18 protein-coding genes and 1 pseudogene are annotated in these 15,309 nt (G+C 50.8%); 8 read left to right on the top strand and 11 right to left on the bottom strand.

Annotation, left to right across the window (positions count from 1 at the left end; all coding sequences use genetic code 11):
* Positions 1-76: 76 nt before the first annotated feature.
* Positions 77-553, bottom strand: coding sequence for a cold-shock protein (locus NNN71_RS18940; protein WP_163448784.1), 477 nt, complete (start codon positions 551-553; stop codon positions 77-79).
* A gap of 190 nt (positions 554-743) precedes the next feature.
* Here NNN71_RS18940 and NNN71_RS18935 point away from each other — a divergent pair, with 190 nt between their 5' ends.
* Positions 744-1,427 carry an RluA family pseudouridine synthase gene (locus tag NNN71_RS18935; RefSeq protein ID WP_271459107.1) on the top strand — a complete coding sequence of 228 codons (684 nt, stop codon included), beginning with the start codon at positions 744-746 and terminating at the stop codon, positions 1,425-1,427.
* Positions 1,428-1,438: 11 nt separating this feature from the next.
* On the opposite strand, the gene NNN71_RS18930 is transcribed toward NNN71_RS18935, so the two are convergent.
* On the bottom strand, positions 1,439-1,978 hold the full coding sequence (locus tag NNN71_RS18930) for a DUF2058 domain-containing protein (RefSeq protein ID WP_163448786.1): 540 nt from the start codon (positions 1,976-1,978) through the stop codon (positions 1,439-1,441).
* Between the two features lie 224 nt (positions 1,979-2,202).
* On the opposite strand from NNN71_RS18930, the gene NNN71_RS18925 reads away from it, so the two are divergent.
* On the top strand, positions 2,203-2,763 hold the full coding sequence (locus NNN71_RS18925) for a thioredoxin fold domain-containing protein (protein ID WP_271459106.1): 561 nt from the start codon (positions 2,203-2,205) through the stop codon (positions 2,761-2,763).
* A gap of 128 nt (positions 2,764-2,891) precedes the next feature.
* The gene (locus NNN71_RS18920) at positions 2,892-3,134 is read left to right on the top strand and encodes a DinI-like family protein (protein WP_163448788.1); all 243 of its coding nucleotides are present in this window, start codon (positions 2,892-2,894) and stop codon (positions 3,132-3,134) included.
* 68 nt (positions 3,135-3,202) lie between these two features.
* On the opposite strand, the gene NNN71_RS18915 is transcribed toward NNN71_RS18920, so the two are convergent.
* From NNN71_RS18915 to NNN71_RS18905, 3 genes are all read right to left on the bottom strand, one after another.
* Entirely contained in the window at positions 3,203-4,231 is a 1,029-nt protein-coding gene (locus NNN71_RS18915; protein WP_271459105.1) for an alpha/beta hydrolase, read from the bottom strand.
* Between the two features lie 25 nt (positions 4,232-4,256).
* Positions 4,257-5,474: an MFS transporter gene (locus NNN71_RS18910; RefSeq protein ID WP_271459104.1), complete on the bottom strand. Its 1,218-nt coding sequence runs from the start codon at positions 5,472-5,474 to the stop codon at positions 4,257-4,259.
* 132 nt (positions 5,475-5,606) lie between these two features.
* Positions 5,607-6,098, bottom strand: coding sequence for a cyclophilin-like fold protein (locus NNN71_RS18905; protein ID WP_271459103.1), 492 nt, complete (start codon positions 6,096-6,098; stop codon positions 5,607-5,609).
* 92 nt (positions 6,099-6,190) lie between these two features.
* Between NNN71_RS18905 and NNN71_RS18900 the strand changes: the two genes are divergently transcribed.
* Positions 6,191-7,090 carry a LysR family transcriptional regulator gene (locus NNN71_RS18900; protein WP_271459102.1) on the top strand — a complete coding sequence of 300 codons (900 nt, stop codon included), beginning with the start codon at positions 6,191-6,193 and terminating at the stop codon, positions 7,088-7,090.
* A 108-nt stretch (positions 7,091-7,198) separates the two neighbouring features.
* Positions 7,199-7,768 carry a hypothetical protein gene (locus tag NNN71_RS18895; RefSeq protein WP_163448791.1) on the top strand — a complete coding sequence of 190 codons (570 nt, stop codon included), beginning with the start codon at positions 7,199-7,201 and terminating at the stop codon, positions 7,766-7,768.
* A 185-nt stretch (positions 7,769-7,953) separates the two neighbouring features.
* Here the strand turns inward: NNN71_RS18895 and NNN71_RS18890 are convergent, their stop codons facing one another.
* Complete coding sequence (locus NNN71_RS18890; protein WP_271459101.1) at positions 7,954-9,141, bottom strand: MFS transporter; 1,188 nt, start codon at positions 9,139-9,141, stop codon at positions 7,954-7,956.
* Positions 9,142-9,392: 251 nt separating this feature from the next.
* Between NNN71_RS18890 and NNN71_RS18885 the strand changes: the two are divergent.
* Positions 9,393-9,563 (top strand): annotated as a pseudogene (locus NNN71_RS18885) (histidine phosphatase family protein); the annotation flags it as partial.
* A 179-nt stretch (positions 9,564-9,742) separates the two neighbouring features.
* Positions 9,743-10,222 carry a hypothetical protein gene (locus NNN71_RS18880; RefSeq protein WP_167576163.1) on the top strand — a complete coding sequence of 160 codons (480 nt, stop codon included), beginning with the start codon at positions 9,743-9,745 and terminating at the stop codon, positions 10,220-10,222.
* Between the two features lie 394 nt (positions 10,223-10,616).
* Here the strand turns inward: NNN71_RS18880 and icd are convergent, their stop codons facing one another.
* Positions 10,617-11,867 carry an NADP-dependent isocitrate dehydrogenase gene (icd, locus tag NNN71_RS18875; protein ID WP_064546336.1) on the bottom strand — a complete coding sequence of 417 codons (1,251 nt, stop codon included), beginning with the start codon at positions 11,865-11,867 and terminating at the stop codon, positions 10,617-10,619.
* A gap of 215 nt (positions 11,868-12,082) precedes the next feature.
* Here icd and rluE point away from each other — a divergent pair, with 215 nt between their 5' ends.
* A complete protein-coding gene (gene rluE / locus NNN71_RS18870; RefSeq protein ID WP_223802365.1) occupies positions 12,083-12,745 on the top strand; it encodes a 23S rRNA pseudouridine(2457) synthase RluE in 663 nt (220 codons plus the stop codon).
* A gap of 20 nt (positions 12,746-12,765) precedes the next feature.
* Here the strand turns inward: rluE and csgG are convergent, their stop codons facing one another.
* The 4 genes from csgG to csgD are packed head-to-tail and all read right to left on the bottom strand — an operon-like array spanning position 12,766 to position 15,096.
* The gene (gene csgG, locus NNN71_RS18865) at positions 12,766-13,611 is read right to left on the bottom strand and encodes a curli production assembly/transport protein CsgG (RefSeq protein ID WP_163448795.1); all 846 of its coding nucleotides are present in this window, start codon (positions 13,609-13,611) and stop codon (positions 12,766-12,768) included.
* Between the two features lie 19 nt (positions 13,612-13,630).
* Positions 13,631-14,044, bottom strand: a complete 414-nt coding sequence (csgF, locus tag NNN71_RS18860) for a curli production assembly/transport protein CsgF (RefSeq protein ID WP_163448796.1) — start codon at positions 14,042-14,044, stop codon at positions 13,631-13,633.
* Positions 14,045-14,053: 9 nt separating this feature from the next.
* A complete protein-coding gene (gene csgE, locus NNN71_RS18855; RefSeq protein WP_163448797.1) occupies positions 14,054-14,443 on the bottom strand; it encodes a curli production assembly/transport protein CsgE in 390 nt (129 codons plus the stop codon).
* Between the two features lie 2 nt (positions 14,444-14,445).
* Complete coding sequence (gene csgD / locus NNN71_RS18850; protein WP_163448798.1) at positions 14,446-15,096, bottom strand: biofilm master transcriptional regulator CsgD; 651 nt, start codon at positions 15,094-15,096, stop codon at positions 14,446-14,448.
* Between the last annotated feature and the right edge of the window lie 213 nt (positions 15,097-15,309).

The raw sequence follows: 15,309 nt of genomic DNA, 5'->3' as shown, positions 1-15,309 counted from the left end.
CCCTACGTAATTAAGCGCCAATAAAAAAGGGAGATTCACCATTAAGGCTATCTCCCTCTTTTATCGCGTAGCGCGATCAGACTTTCAACATTTTTACCGTATCTTCTATATCAATCTCATCTTCCGAGAAGATCAACGTAGTGCCCTGGAAGGTGGTGATAGCCAGCTTTTTCAACGTACGCATTTCACCCGGCTTCGCGTCGGATTTTGGCTTGATGCTGTTCATCAGCAACCCTACCGACAACACCGCATTTTCTTTATCAATGCGGGTCTCAGCAGGAACTTCTTCGCTGTAGACCAGGAAAGACTTGATTGACGTCAGCTTGATCTTCTCGCCCGCGATATAGATGTACTTGCTATCCGGGATCACCTTCACCGCATAGGCTGACAGCCCTTTGTTATTGGTCGTGGGTTCAAAAGTTACCGCCGCATCTTTTTTAATCAGCTCAGGGTTGGCAACCTTAATCACATGAAAATAGCGATTGTCGCCATTTTCATCTTTGATAAATCCAAAACCTTTATCTTTAAACCACGTTGTGATTGTTCCATTCATCGCCGTTACCGCCTGGTTAATCGTTTATCAACTCAATTTTTGCAGCGCGCAGTGTAATGCACAATGCCCGCGCAGACTATGTCTTTGGCTTAAGTGTGGATGATAAATTTCCACCGTGCGACCTCGTCGGATTCGCCTGTTGGCGAAAAATTGGGTATCATCCGCACCCACTCTCCAGCCGTGCAGCCAGATGTCTACCATTCTCGATACCTTTATTGCCCCACCTTGCCATGAGCAAATAGAGATACTTCATCAGGACGCGCATCTGCTGATTATCAATAAGCCCAGCGGGTTGCTCAGCCTCTCGGGGAAAAATCCGCAGAACCTCGATTCCGTACACTATCGTCTGGTTCAGCAATTTCCCGACTGCACGCTGGTCCATCGCCTGGATTTCGGCACATCCGGGCTGATGGTCATCGCCCGCAATAAGGCCATCAATGCCGCCCTTTGCCAGCAGTTTAGCCAACGAGCAGTGATAAAAACCTACAGCGCCCTACTGTGCGGTCACCTGAGCGAGGATGAAGGGGTGATTGATGCGCCAATTGCTAAAGACCCCGCGCGTTTTCCGCGGATGTCCATTTCCGCCCTTAACGGCAAACCGGCGCGTTCTCGTTATCGGGTTGTGAGCCGTTTTTATCACAACCGCCTGGCGCTGACTCGCGTTCAACTTGTTCCTGAAACCGGGCGCACTCATCAGCTACGCATTCACTGCGAGCAGTTGGGCTACCCGATTCTGGGTTGCGACCTGTATGGTGGCCGCGAACAGCCTGGAACCGAACAAACGCCACGTCTTATGCTACATGCCAGCGCACTCTGTTTTGTTCATCCCGTAAGCCAGGAAAAGATCAACGCCCACAGCGCCAGCCCGTTCTAATCTGACGTGGATTACCACATCAAATCGTCAGGGATTTTGAAATCAGCGTACGGATCGTCTTCGTCCTGTACTTCCTGACTGAGCGCACTGTGCAGAACGATGCTGGTGGCATCACGCTGCGCAATTTTCTCCGCCACAACCGCCGGAATAATGGCGTATTCACTTTCACCCGCGGCGTTAGTCGCCAGCCGCGCAATGGCCAGACGACCGTTGATCAGCTGTGTTTGCGTCAGCTTATCCACCGCCATCTTTTTGATCACGTTATTGTCGGTAAAGTTAAAGTTGATATCGCCTCGGGCAACGGTGATGCGGTTCATCTCGATCAGCTGTTTGACCTGCGCTTTGTACTCTTTCGACAGCGTCGCCTGTTTCTGCTGCTCACTCAGCTGCTTATCGCGCTCAAGCTGCGCTTTTTTGTTTTCCTCTACCGCTTCTCGCGCTTCGCGGGCCTGAACGCGCGACTTTTTCGCCGTGCGCTGGACCTTAGCCATTTTTTTACTGGTGACCAGCCCCGCTTTTAGCATCTGCTCTTGTAAGGTCAGTTTTGTCATCTTCGCTCTAAACTCATTGATAAATTTTGCAAGATTATACCCGTAATGTTCGCGTCGATTCCAGATTGCAGAACGCCTTCCCCTTTTGATGCATTTTGTACAAAAAATAAACATTGATCGCGTCCGTGACGATCGGCTACAGTCACAGCGTTTTACAGTTGATGCTAAAAACATCATCCGTAGATGCCGTTGACGATCCTGAGCATTATCCAATGAGGTATACCGTGAAAGTGATTCCGCTGATTGCCCTGCCAGTTGTCTGGGCGATGAGTTTTAACGTTTTTTCCGCTGATGCCCCGGCCAGCACCGATGACAGTACCGCAGAAGCATTAAAGGATCTCGACCGTACTCTGCCTGAATTAACCCCGGTGACATTCACCGCCGCCGATGAAAAACACAAGGTTCTGGTGTTCATCGACAACCAATGCTCTTTCTGTTCTCAGGTCGTCAAGAACATTAAGAGTTACAACGATGCCGGGCTAACCATGTCGTTTCTGACCGTTGCTCCCCCTTCTATTCGCGATTCCGTGATTGAAGATATGGGTCGCGTCTGGTGCTCAGACGATCGTCAAAAGAGCCTGCAAGGGGCCATGGCAGGGTTTCTGCCCAATAATGACACCAGCGCCAGCTGTTCGGATGAAGTCGTCAAACAGTCTGCGCTGGCTGAACGACTGGGCATCCAGCTAACGCCTACGATGATCGTGCTGGATAACCCACCGAAAGTGATTCTGGGTAGCGCAAAGCCTGACGCCATTCTGGAAAAGATCAGCGGTAAAGCATTGTAGCCTGCCCTGGCATACTCCTCGTGATTGAAACCCCGCCTGCCGGGGTTTTTTATTGCGAAATAAAATTGACACTGCTAACGCAGACGGTTTATATACTGTTTTTATATACAGTTAACTGGAGTAAAAGCATGTTTGTGGAACTCGTCTACGACAAACGGAATTTTGAAGGTTTGCCCGGCGCGAAAGAGATAATCCTGGCAGAGTTGAGCAAAAGAGTGCACAGCGTATTTCCTGACGCGGAAGTCCGCGTCAAACCCATGATGACGCTGCCCGCCATCAACACTGATGCCAGCAAACATGAGAAAGAGCAGATAAGCAGAGTAGTCACAGAAATGTTTGATGAGGCGGAATTCTGGCTGGTCAGCGAGTAAGACTGCCGTACACGCAAAAAAGGGAACCCATCGGTTCCCTCAACTCGCCTGGTTCTTGACCGAGTGCGTTATTTCAGGTTGCTACGGAAAAAGTCGGCCAGTTTGTCGAAGGGGATCACGTCCGTGCGGTCATACAAATCGACGTGTCCTGCCCCCGGAACGACATACAGCTCTTTAGGCTGACCGGCACGTTTGAAGGCGTCCTCGCTGAACTCTTTTGAATGGGCCCGATCGCCGGTAATAAAGAGCATCGGACGCGGTGAAATGGTTTCAATATCGTTGAACGGGTAGAAGTTCATAAACTTACCGATACTGCTCAGCATTGGTTTTGTCGTCAGTTCTTCTTTCTCGGCCTGCGGAGTGTAGCCGCCGCGTTCGGTGCGGTAGAAATCAAAGAACTCGCGCTGAATCTCCGGCGTGGAAGCCTCCAGTTTATTCACGGTGCCCGGAATATACGCGGTATCTCCCCCTTTGAACTCGGCAAAACGCTGCTCAATGGCAGACTGGATAAACGCCTTGCGTTGTTCCAGCGTCTGGGAATGGTTAAGGCCATTACGGAACGCGGCTCCCATGTCATACATGCTGACGGTGGCGATGGCTTTCATCCGCGGGTCGATTTTCGCGGCGCTGATAACAAAGCTTCCGCTGCCGCAGATACCCAGCACGCCGATGTTTTCTGGATCGACAAACGGCTGTGTACTGAGATAATCAACCGCCGCACTGAAGTCATCCGTGTAGATTTCCGGTGAAATCAGGTGCCCCGGTTTACCTTCGCTTTCTCCCCAGAACGAGAGATCAATCGCCAGCGTGACAAACCCCTGCTCCGCCAGCTTCTGCGCATACAGGTTTGCGCTTTGTTCCTTGACCGCGCCCATTGGATGGCCAACGACAATCGCTGGGTTTTTAGCGTTCTGATTCATCGTTTTCGGGATAAACAGATTGCCGACCACGTTCATCTGATACTGGTTTTTAAAGGTCACTTTTTGCTGCGTCACCTTATCGCTTTTATAAAAGTTGTCAGCACCTCTGGACATATCTGCCGCAGAGGTGGCAAATGCACTGATGAACAGCCCCAGCGCTAACGTAAATTTATTCATGATGGTTTCCTTATCAGGATTAGTATTATGAATGGTCACGTGCAGATGCATCTGCACGTGAGGTCAGAAAAATCAGTACGGTTGCAATGATCAACATCGCGGCGCTGGCCAGGAAGGTGCTCTGGTAGCCATGATGGTCGAACAGCAGGCCCCCCACGGTAGATCCCAGCGCAATAGACAGTTGCACCATCGCCACCATCAGCCCGCCGCCCGCTTCAGCATTCTGAGGAAACGTGCGTGGAACCCATGCCCACCATCCCACGGGCGCGGCGGTTGAAATCAACCCCCACAGTCCGAGCAACGCCGTCACGATGGCCGCCTGGCTGCCAAACGCGATCAGGGCTAGCGCGACAATCGCCATCAGCACGGGAATCGCCATCAGGGTTGGGTAGAATCCACGCTTCAATACCCGGCCAATTAGCGTGGTGCCGATGAAACCGGCCATACCGATGACCAGCAGGATGAGGGTCACCGCAGAGGCATCTACCTTCGTGACCGCCTCAAGGAAAGGCCGGATGTAGGTAAAGAGCGTGAACTGCCCCATAAAGAAAATTCCAACACCCAGCATGCCCAGCGTCACCACCCGGCGGCGAAACAGCGTGAAAATATTGCTGGCCCCAGCTGGCTGGCGGGTAACCGGCATGGACGGTAGGCTGAGCAGTTGCCAGATAAACGCAAGGATGGCGACAGGTAACAGGCAGAAGAAGGCTCCCCGCCAGCCGATGACCGCACCCAGCCAACTGCCCAAGGGGGCAGCCACGACGGTTGCCAGCGCGTTGCCGCTATTGAAAATAGCCAGCGCCAACGGAACACGGTGCACCGGTACCAGCCGCATCGCTGTCGCCGCCGACATCGACCAGAACCCGCCGACGACGATGCCAATCAGGGCGCGGCCTGCCATATAGATCAGGTAATTGGGCGCCATCGCGATGACAGCACCGGAAAGCGCCATCATGCCCGTCAGGCCGAGCAGCAGAATTTTCCGGTCAAGCGTGCCTGCCAGTCTGGAAATAAACAGGCTAGTCATCACCGCAAACGCGCCGGAAATGGCGATCCCCTGTCCGGCCATGCCTTCGGTAACATTCAGGGAGTACGCCATCGGCGTCAGAAGGCTGACCGGCATAAATTCGGAGGCGATCAGGGCGAAGACGCACAGCGTCATGGCAAAAACGCCGCCCCAGTGCGCCCGCTGTTTTTCACTTGCTTCGTTTTGGTTTCTGGTTTCAATTTTCTGATTACGCATTAAGCCTTTCTTTTCTGTAGGTAATACGATGCCCTCCCCTTGCGCCTTCAGGCCTGCAAGAGACACCGAAACGACGACGTGAGGGATAGTCTGGTAATTAAAGGGAGCGCGGTTTTGGGAGCGCGTGACCGCTTAGTCTACGGCCCTGATCTGCACCCTAAGCGGTCCCTGGCGCTGCAGGGCCGGCAGTCCTGAATCGATTTTCCCTACCGGGATCAGTGAACGGGCGTAAGGTCTACCCTGGACAAAAATCGCCAGGTTGCCCCAGGGCGCGTAAAAAGCTATATCACCCGCTTCCGGCGTCATTCCTTCCGGAGCCTGTGCCGTGGAAAGCCTGCGCGGTAGATCGCTAATGCGTTCAATATCGGCGTAATCCTGCAGCGTCAGACTGAGGGGAAGTAATGATGCAAAATCCCGACCTGTGGGCGAGTCATAGAGGGTGGCAGTCGCGATCTCACCGTTCACAACAATCTCAACTTTTATCAGCGTCTCCTGTACAGCTACCCGTTCGTTGTCATCCGCGATCACGGACTGCGTGACGCACAGCAGCCCGATAAAGAGCAGCAGCAATAGCGACGTTTTGCCGTGAGCATTTTGCGTGTTGTTTAGCGTTGACTTATTCATCGCATTATTGTTACCAATAGGCAGCGGCAAAACTAGCTAATGAATGCTTAATAGCCTTATAAGCAAAACTTATAAATAGATCGGAAACGAACATGGCCAGACGCAACCTCAACGATTTACTCTCTTTCGTCACCGTAGCGCGGGAAGGCAGTTTTACACGTGCCGCCGCGCTGCTTGGCGTGACCCAGCCAGCGCTGAGCCAGGCGATTTCCGGGCTGGAAGAACGGATGCAGATCCGCCTGCTAACGCGGACAACCCGCAGCGTGTCCCCGACGGCCGCCGGGGAGCGCCTGCTGCAATCAGTGGGCCATCGCATTGACGAGATTGAGGCTGAGCTGGACATGCTGACCGAACTGCGGGACAAGCCTGCGGGTACCGTCCGAATTACATGCGGGCCGAACGTGTTGAAAACGACCCTTCTGCCCAAACTGACGCCACTGCTGCGCGAGTATCCGGATATTCACATCGAGTTCGACGCAAACCACGGATTCCGGGATATCGTGGCAGATCGTTTTGATGCGGGCGTACGGCTTGGTGATACGATCGATAAGGACATGATAGCGATGCCAATCGGCCCGAAACTGCGTATGGCCGCGGCAGCCTCGCCCGATTATTTCGCACAATATCCGGTTCCCCAAACTCCCCATGATCTAACGCAGCATCAGTGTATTAATCTGCGTATGGTTCGATCCGGGGGGATTTATGTTTGGGAATTCGATCGGGAAGGAGGAGAACTGAACGTCCGGGTTAATGGACAGTTGACGTTTAATACGTCGGAACATGTTGTCGACGCTGCGCTGGCTGGGTTAGGCATCGCCTTTTTGCCCGAAGAAGAGTTCGGCTCACACATTCGCGAAGGTCGTCTCGTACACGTACTTGAGTCCTGGTGTCATCCTTTTCCAGGCTACTATCTTTATTACCCTAGCCGTAAACAGCCTTCACCGGCTTTTTCACTCGTTGTTGATGCGCTGCGTATGAACAAGAAAATGTAGGGTTAAAAGCAGGTTCGGAAATGATGATACACAAGGATAAATATTTGTCTCCGTGTGTTAAAAACCTCCTGATATCTCAGAGAAAATAGCGAACAGGAACCGCTCAAAATGATGAAATATTTATCGCTGCTGGCCGTGGTGATGCTTGTAGGATGTACAAGTGCACCAAACTTGCCGCCTACGGATACCATTGTGGCTGTAAAACCCACAGACTCCGGCATTATCGCCAGCTCAGCTAAATACGGTTACCGTTTTAACCGTAACGGTGTACCTCAGGAGTATCAGCGTTATAAGACCTTTTATGAACGCTTTCACCAACAGGCTGCCGGAGTACGGGTTAGCTTCGAGGTAGAACAACATGAGGTGACGGCGGAATACCTGGTTGTGATGGATAAGCGCAAGCTGGATGCCGGGCAGTTGACCCAATTGCGCAATGAGTATCATGCGGTGCAAATTGATAACGATCACCTCGGTGTTTCGTTTAAAGCAGCAGGATTTTGGTCTTCATCGTACCCGCCCGATCTGGCCGCCGCCTACCAGTTAGAACACCCGATTGTGGTTTCCATCAATGATAAGACCAAGACGATTAGCGAGCTTGGCCAAGTCGCCATGATCCCTTTAGTACCTTTATTTCCGCTATACATGATGTACGGATGTGCCACTGGGCCCTGTATCTGAGGAAAATAACGTCTTCTGAAACGACCAGGCCTTCAGGTTGTGCAGACGATTATGACACCCTATCCTGCCCCTCCCGGTTTAACCGCAAGCCGGGAGCGCCAGGTCGACTCATCGTCTGAATGGACTCATTACCCAGTCAGCAGTTATTGAGCGGCATATCTCAGAATTTTATCGGCACAGATTGATTACTCGGACTTCTCAGGGACAAACCGAGTCAGAATCAACGTCAGTACACAGATCATCGCGCCAGCAAAAAATGTAGAAGCTGAACCCCAGATGTCCCACAACAATCCCGCCCCCAGACTGGTTATCAGTAATCCCAGTCCACTCAACAAACTGAATAATCCGAACGCCGTTCCACGAAGGTCGGCTGGTGCGGTGTGAGCAATCATCGTGTTCAGCAACCCCTGTGTCATTCCCATATGTACACCCCACAATGCTACGCCAACAATAATCCCCACCCAGGAATGACTCAGAGCAAGTACTAAATCTGCCATGATGAGCACCACCAGCCCCATCTGGAGCAATCGCCGGTGACTGGTGCTGTCTGATAAGCGTCCGAACGGATAGGCTGTAAATGAAAATACAATATTCATGGCGACCATAACGAGAGGGATTAAAGCCAGTGGAATATTGACCTCATGTGCTCTGAGAACCAGGAAAGCCTCACTAAACCTGGCGAGAGTAAACACCCCGCCGAGCCCTATCACCCACCAACAATCTACGCCCAGCCTTTTCAGGTTCTCTTTTTTTATCGGGTTAGTCCTGGCGGTTACGACAGGGGTGCGTGGTTCATGCAATCCGCAGAATAACAGGGCCACGGCCAGAAAGGCTGGCACGACCGCCACCCAGTAAACGGCGCGGAAATCATTACTCCATAACAGCATCAGGCCCACTGCCAGCAGCGGTCCGAGGAACCCTCCCATCGTGTCCAGTGTCTGGCGCAGGCCATAAGCCGCCCCTCTGATCTCGGGCGGAGTAACGTCAGCAACGAGCGCATCTCGGGGTGCCCCTCTTATTCCTTTTCCTACACGGTCAATCATCCTCGCGCTGAATATCATTCCAGATGTGGAGGCCAGTGCGAACAGCGGCTTGCTAAGCGCGCCAAGGCCATATCCAAGGACAGCCAGCCCTTTACGTTTGCCAATGTAATCGCTGATAACGCCCGAAAAAACTTTGACGCACAATGCCGTCGCTTCGGCCACTCCTTCTATGAGTCCAATGATGACTACCGGGGCCCCTAAAGACGTTGCCATAAAAAGTGGAAGGAGGCTGTGGATCATTTCAGATGAAATATCCATCAAAAGGCTGACGAAACCAATAATCCAGACGCCACCGGGAATGCGACGCAATGTCGAAAATCGAAGACTCATTTCACATCCTTTGAATAGGAAAAACGCTATTAAACATCACACCAGCACAAATGTTAATGAGAATCATTTTTCATAAATAAAGTATGGTAGTCCGGCAAGGGGAGCGTGCTCGCCTGACATTTCTGAGGCTGAACATAACAATGTTCATCTACACTTGTTCCTGTTTTCGTCCAGAACAGAGAACATGCCATCATATTAACGGGGTATGTTTGGACTGTGGCATTTAAATCAATAACATACATGGTCCTTTAATGATGCAAGTGATATTTGTGCGACACGCGGAAACAGGGTGGAATGTGAGAGGTATTATTCAGGGACAGAGTGATGGCGCGTTGACCTCTCGGGGGGAGCGCCAAACATCAGCCTTACTTGCCGCGTTTGTGGCGAGTGATTACTGGGTCGACTGTGTTTTTGCTCCTCCGTAAGCACTTCAGTTCCGCTTTGTTTCAGGAGGGGACTTTTGGTAGTTGTTAGTAGGAAGGTATTTCAGCAGAATGAGACTGCCTTTATGCATGACCATTTTCATGCAGTCACAAACTATTGAATCTAGCTCCGGCAGGGGTTACTGACTCACAGAATAAAGGATGCACGAGATCGAGCTATGCGTACTCATCAACTGAATAAGTCCCGTAAACTGTATCGCAGCGTCAACACAACTACGCGGCACCATTCTAATAATCCAGGAGCAGAGTATTGCTGGGAACGAAATCGTAAAAAAGTCGGAGATGAGCTACTGGTAAAGCGCGAGACAATGCATGGCAGACAGAAGCGTGGCCGAGACTACACACCATTGTTTTATTTTCTGATCAAGCAGATTGGCAAACCGTGGGATGAAATATTCAGCGAAGTATGTGGACGTCTTGATACCACCGAGCCTGTTTTCTGGTTGGTCGCGCTACATGAGCATCAGCGAAGAGATTTAGTCTGCATTGGCGAAAGCAGTTTTTATCCGGGTCTGTTTGTTGATGAGAATGGAATTCTGCAACAGGTGAACCCTTCAATTACTAGAAAGGACGTTAAGGTGACTTGCCGCTGCTGCACACACACTTATATTGGTGAACCTGTACCATGGATAGATTGAATAACAACATCTCCTATCCTGCCACGGGTACGGCCGTCATCAACAATGAGAGCGATTGCGAACTTCCGCTCCTCGCTCACAGCAGACCTTCTGCTCAGAAGACCAGGCTCTCATAGATACATCAAGAGCGTGCGTAACCCTGTGTTGGGTTTCTACCTCAGTAAACGTCTTTCACCCCGAGCTTTACTTCAAGGCTTGTCATACCCGACCCGGTCAGAAATCATTTCCTGAACGTTTACGCCAAAGTGGGACAGGCCGAAGATGCCACCATCCAGAAAAAAGTTTAGAGGGTAATGAGATGACTTGTTTTGATAAACGATGGATAGCCGTTCGAATCCTGATAATAAAAACGGGAACCAACCGGCTCCCGTTTATCACTAACCCAGCAAGTGGATTACATATTCGCGATAATCGCGTCACCAAACTCTGAACATTTCAGCAGCTTAGCGCCTTCCATCAGACGTTCGAAGTCATAGGTCACGGTCTTGTTGTTGATCGCGCCTTCCATACCTTTAACGATCAGGTCAGCCGCTTCGAACCATTCCATATGACGCAGCATCATTTCTGCGGACAGGATGATAGAACCTGGGTTCACTTTGTCCTGGCCTGCATACTTCGGTGCGGTACCGTGGGTCGCTTCGAACAGTGCGCACTCGTCACCGATGTTGGCGCCCGGTGCGATACCGATACCGCCAACCTGCGCCGCCAGGGCGTCAGAAATGTAGTCACCGTTGAGGTTCATACAGGCGATAACGTCGTATTCAGCCGGACGCAGCAGGATCTGCTGCAGGAACGCATCGGCGATCACATCTTTAATGATGATCTCTTTGCCGGTGTTCGGGTTCTTGATTTTCTGCCACGGGCCGCCGTCGATCAGTTCGCCGCCGAATTCGTCGCGAATCAGCTGGTAGCCCCAGTCTTTGAACGCGCCTTCGGTGAACTTCATGATATTGCCTTTGTGCACCAGGGTCAGAGAGTCACGGTCGTTGGTGATCGCGTATTCGATCGCCGCACGCACCAGACGCTTGGTCCCTTCTTCGGAGCACGGCTTGATGCCGATACCGCAATGTTCCGGGAAGCGAATTTTCTTCACGCCCATCTCTTCGCGCAGGAATTTGATCACTTTCTCAGCGTCAGCAGAGTCCGCTTTCCATTCGATACCCGCGTAGATGTCTTCGGAGTTTTCACGGAAGATAACCATATCGGTCAGTTCTGGGTGTTTAACCGGGCTCGGGGTACCCTGGTAGTAACGAACCGGGCGCAGACAAACGTACAGGTCGAGTTCCTGACGCAGCGCAACGTTCAGAGAACGAATGCCGCCGCCAACTGGCGTGGTCAGTGGGCCTTTGATAGCAACGCGGTAATCACGGATGAGATCCAGCGTTTCTGCTGGCAGCCATACGTCCTGGCCGTAGATCTGAGTGGATTTTTCCCCGGTGTAAATTTCCATCCAGGAAATTTTACGCTCGCCTTTGTAGGCTTTCTCAACAGCGGCATCAACCACTTTCAGCATTGCCGGAGTCACGTCAATGCCGATACCGTCGCCTTCAATAAATGGGATAATCGGATTGTGTGGCACATTCAGCTTGCCGTCTTTCAGGGTGATTTTTTGACCTTCCGCCGGAACAACTACTTTGCTTTCCATTCACCTCTCCTTCGAGCGCTACTGGTGTGCTCGTCATCCTTTACGCCACAGGTTCTTGCCGCTACTACACCCACTCCACCGAGTCTGGAGATGCACTGTCTTACCGTCTTCCTGCAACACAAAGAGTTAGAGCATTTTTGTTAATGTTTTGTAATAAGCCTGTCAATACTACCTGATTGTTTGGCGCCATGAAAGACTCTCGTTCTTAGGCTATAATGCGCGAATCTATAAAGCCTGAAAATACTATGATTAAAACTTCTTTTAGAAAACACCGGGTTGAGCGATTCAGCTCGAAACAAGGCGCTAAGCCGCGCCGGGATAACCAACCAAAACGCGTCATTCTGTTCAATAAACCCTATGATGTTTTGCCGCAGTTTACCGACGAAGCAGGCCGCAGCACGCTGAAAGATTTTATTCCCGTGCAAAATGTGTACGCTGCCGGACGTCTTGACCGTGACAGTGAAGGCCTGCTGGTGTTAACAAACGATGGCGCTTTACAGGCCAGGCTCACGCAGCCGGGTAAACGGACGGGGAAAATTTATTACGTTCAGGTCGAAGGAGAACCGACGGACGAGGCGATAGACGCATTGCGTCATGGCGTCACCCTGAACGATGGGCCAACGCTACCGGCCGGTATCGAACGCGTGGACGCACCCGAGTGGCTGTGGCCGCGTAACCCGCCGATACGCGAGCGTAAATCCATCCCGACGGCCTGGCTGAAAGTGACGCTGTATGAAGGACGCAATCGCCAGGTACGGCGGATGACCGCTCACGTAGGCTACCCGACGCTGCGATTAATTCGTTATGCCATGGGTGGCTACACGCTCGACAACCTCGGCAACGGCGAATGGCGGGATGCCAGCGGCGAGCACGAATAGTGCTCGCCAGGCCTTAGATATCAGGAAATATCGGGAACGATGATACTTTTGTATTTTTCGAGTACCGGCGAATTGATATCTGAGGCATTCTTCAGTTGCCACAGGTTGCGGCTAATCCCGTCATTGACCAGATAGATGACACCGGTTTCAATGGCCGACATCAGACACAGCATCACCGGTTCATTCACCGTATACCCCACTTCCCCCTCCAGCAGACGCTGGAAGTCGATATAGCGGAATACGCCGGCCTGGAACTCATAGGAGAGAATGGTTTTACTGGTATTCACGGAAGAAAGGACTTCGCCCGTGCTAACATTAACCACCCTCAGGTTAACGGCAATCTGATCGAGCTGATACTGCGTGCTGGCGCCAATGCCAAAGTATCGCGCCCCTGCCCCGCCCGATTTCACATTACTTTCGTAACCGATGATCGAGCCTTCAATCAGGATATTGGCCGCCACCAGCGATGGCAGCTGACTGCGATTATTCTCCGCGACAGTGCCATTTTCTTGAGCCGCGCGGATAATTTTGCGCTCATTGAGCAAGTTCTGTAGTCCCTGACGCTCCAGCGGAGTAAACCAGTTGGAGTCTTTCAGCGCCGAAACCAGCATGGCGGTGGCGCTCTGCGGGACCGAGGTTGAAAAGTTACTCGCCGGGTAGGGTTTGAACTGCCCGGTTTCATCCTGGATATTGTAAACTGAGACAAACAGTTTCCCCTGCGGTGGCGGCAGATGCGTTAGATCCTGGTAACTCTGCGAGCGCGGCAACAGCGTGGGTTTTGCCGCCTGTTTAGGTGGAGAGGTAATGCAGCCCGTCAACATCAAAAGGCTAATTAAAATGACCACAACGCCGGTTATATTTTTCATCTCAGCATCTCGCCACTGATTAATATGTTGAAACACTGCTCAGGCCGCTGACCTGAATAGAGGAAGTTTTTCCGGAAGAGCGATCAAGAATATTCATCATTAATTGACCATCGGTATTGGTGATATCAACAATAAAGTCTTTCGTCACCAGCCGTCCGGGTTTACCGCTAGAAAGGTTGCCCATCAGGCTGCCAAGGAGTTGTGATTGAACAGCAGAGGTGAAATTATCAAGCGATGAGCTTGATGTTGCGCTGCTCCAGTCGTAAGCATTTGGATCTTTATAGGAGTTTTGCGCGTTAGCCTCCGAAAGCAAAAAAGAACCATTATTGGGGTTGCCGCCAAAATTAGGGTTAATAAACTGGAAGGTCAGGTTCCCAGCCTGGGCGGTTGTAGATAAAAAACCAATGCCAAGAATCAGAGAAAGCACTTTCATAGTATGCTCCTAGAACTCATCTTTGGTTAAGTCGCCGGTATTTAATAACGCTTTATTAATGGCGCGTTTCTGCAAAGCCTCATACACGGAGGCTAGTGCGACATTAACTTGTTTATCAAAGTCATTGTGACCAGGAAATAAGAACGTCTGATACAATAAATCTTGATCGACTTTAATGGTTATCCAACTGCCCCATCGGGCGCTGGGCCGTTCATTAATCGTAATGGCGCCGGGGTATTCTTCCTCCCAGTGTTCGGTGAATGCTCTATAAAAATCGTGCCCCACGCGAGTGATAGTATTATCCGTCACCAGACCCGGCACTTCTATTTCTGCTGCGGCGCTGGCGCGGATTACCAGTAGCATCATTAATGCCACCATTACCACTATCAATTTTTTCATGATTAGCGTCTAAGGTTTTCGTTGGCCCAGGTAACTGCCTGCGTTCTGTTTTTTACAGATATCTTGCGAAAAAGATTATATAAATGTGTTTTCACAGTATTCTCACTAATAAATAGCAGACGGGCAATTTCAATATTAGAAGCGCCCATGCGCAGTTTATTAAGAATATCTTTCTCGCGTTGTGTCAGGCCACTGGTATCGTCATGGTATCGATAACTGCCTGACTGATTAATAAGATAGCTGGTAAGATCGTGAGGGAAATGGCAACCACCGTTCATCACATTGCGAATGCCATTCACTAAAGTCTGTTCATCTACGGAAAGATGGAAAACGGCACTGATTCCAAACCAGGACTCAACCTCATGAAAGTGATAGTCCTCTGGCATATTAATCAACAATACTTTGACTTTTTCTCGCAATCGCCGGAGTTCGCTTTGCCAGAGTAGCGTTCTTTTTTTATCTGACTCACTCAGATCAAACAGAACCAGAATGCGCTCGGCGTCAGGTTGCTCAAGCATTCTTTGAACATTCTGTATTTTGACATTTATTGGTAACGATGTTTTGAGTTGATGAACCAAAGCAGTTGCCTGCAATGACGGTCTTGTTATTAACAGCAAAATATCGTTATGCACCTGTTCAGTTTCTTTCGGCATTATGAAATCCCATCCCGATTGCGGCCCTGAACGCGGACTCTTTCTGCTATGCAGGTAATATGCATATGCAGAAAGAGTCGCGGTTCTGTGTAGTTGCTGAATTAATAGGTATGACAATAAAGGGTGTAAAGCACAGAAGTCATGCTTCTTCCCAAAGTGCTGCAATACAGTTCAATCTAGACATTCGAATTTTTATCGCAAGAACTATTTGTG

This window comes from Kluyvera sp. Awk 3 (assembly GCF_028069715.1).
In the GTDB taxonomy this organism is placed as follows: Bacteria; Pseudomonadota; Gammaproteobacteria; order Enterobacterales; family Enterobacteriaceae; genus Kluyvera; species Kluyvera georgiana_A.
The sequence above is the reverse complement of the archived record's forward strand: the minus strand, read 5'-3'. Positions and strand labels throughout refer to the sequence as shown.

Coding starts and splice junctions, on each gene's coding strand:
- csgE (WP_163448797.1), bottom strand. CDS start 14,443: ATGAAAAAATTGATAGTGGTAATGGTGGCATTAATGATGCTACTGGTA.
- NNN71_RS18905 (WP_271459103.1), bottom strand. CDS start 6,098: ATGAATAAGTCAACGCTAAACAACACGCAAAATGCTCACGGCAAAACG.
- NNN71_RS18915 (WP_271459105.1), bottom strand. CDS start 4,231: ATGAATAAATTTACGTTAGCGCTGGGGCTGTTCATCAGTGCATTTGCC.
- NNN71_RS18900 (WP_271459102.1), top strand. CDS start 6,191: ATGGCCAGACGCAACCTCAACGATTTACTCTCTTTCGTCACCGTAGCG.
- rluE (WP_223802365.1), top strand. CDS start 12,083: ATGCGCGAATCTATAAAGCCTGAAAATACTATGATTAAAACTTCTTTT.
- NNN71_RS18940 (WP_163448784.1), bottom strand. CDS start 553: ATGAATGGAACAATCACAACGTGGTTTAAAGATAAAGGTTTTGGATTT.
- csgF (WP_163448796.1), bottom strand. CDS start 14,044: ATGAAAGTGCTTTCTCTGATTCTTGGCATTGGTTTTTTATCTACAACC.
- NNN71_RS18910 (WP_271459104.1), bottom strand. CDS start 5,474: ATGCGTAATCAGAAAATTGAAACCAGAAACCAAAACGAAGCAAGTGAA.
- NNN71_RS18920 (WP_163448788.1), top strand. CDS start 2,892: ATGTTTGTGGAACTCGTCTACGACAAACGGAATTTTGAAGGTTTGCCC.
- NNN71_RS18930 (WP_163448786.1), bottom strand. CDS start 1,978: ATGACAAAACTGACCTTACAAGAGCAGATGCTAAAAGCGGGGCTGGTC.
- csgG (WP_163448795.1), bottom strand. CDS start 13,611: ATGAAAAATATAACCGGCGTTGTGGTCATTTTAATTAGCCTTTTGATG.
- csgD (WP_163448798.1), bottom strand. CDS start 15,096: ATGCCGAAAGAAACTGAACAGGTGCATAACGATATTTTGCTGTTAATA.
- NNN71_RS18935 (WP_271459107.1), top strand. CDS start 744: ATGTCTACCATTCTCGATACCTTTATTGCCCCACCTTGCCATGAGCAA.
- NNN71_RS18880 (WP_167576163.1), top strand. CDS start 9,743: ATGCGTACTCATCAACTGAATAAGTCCCGTAAACTGTATCGCAGCGTC.
- icd (WP_064546336.1), bottom strand. CDS start 11,867: ATGGAAAGCAAAGTAGTTGTTCCGGCGGAAGGTCAAAAAATCACCCTG.
- NNN71_RS18890 (WP_271459101.1), bottom strand. CDS start 9,141: ATGAGTCTTCGATTTTCGACATTGCGTCGCATTCCCGGTGGCGTCTGG.
- NNN71_RS18895 (WP_163448791.1), top strand. CDS start 7,199: ATGATGAAATATTTATCGCTGCTGGCCGTGGTGATGCTTGTAGGATGT.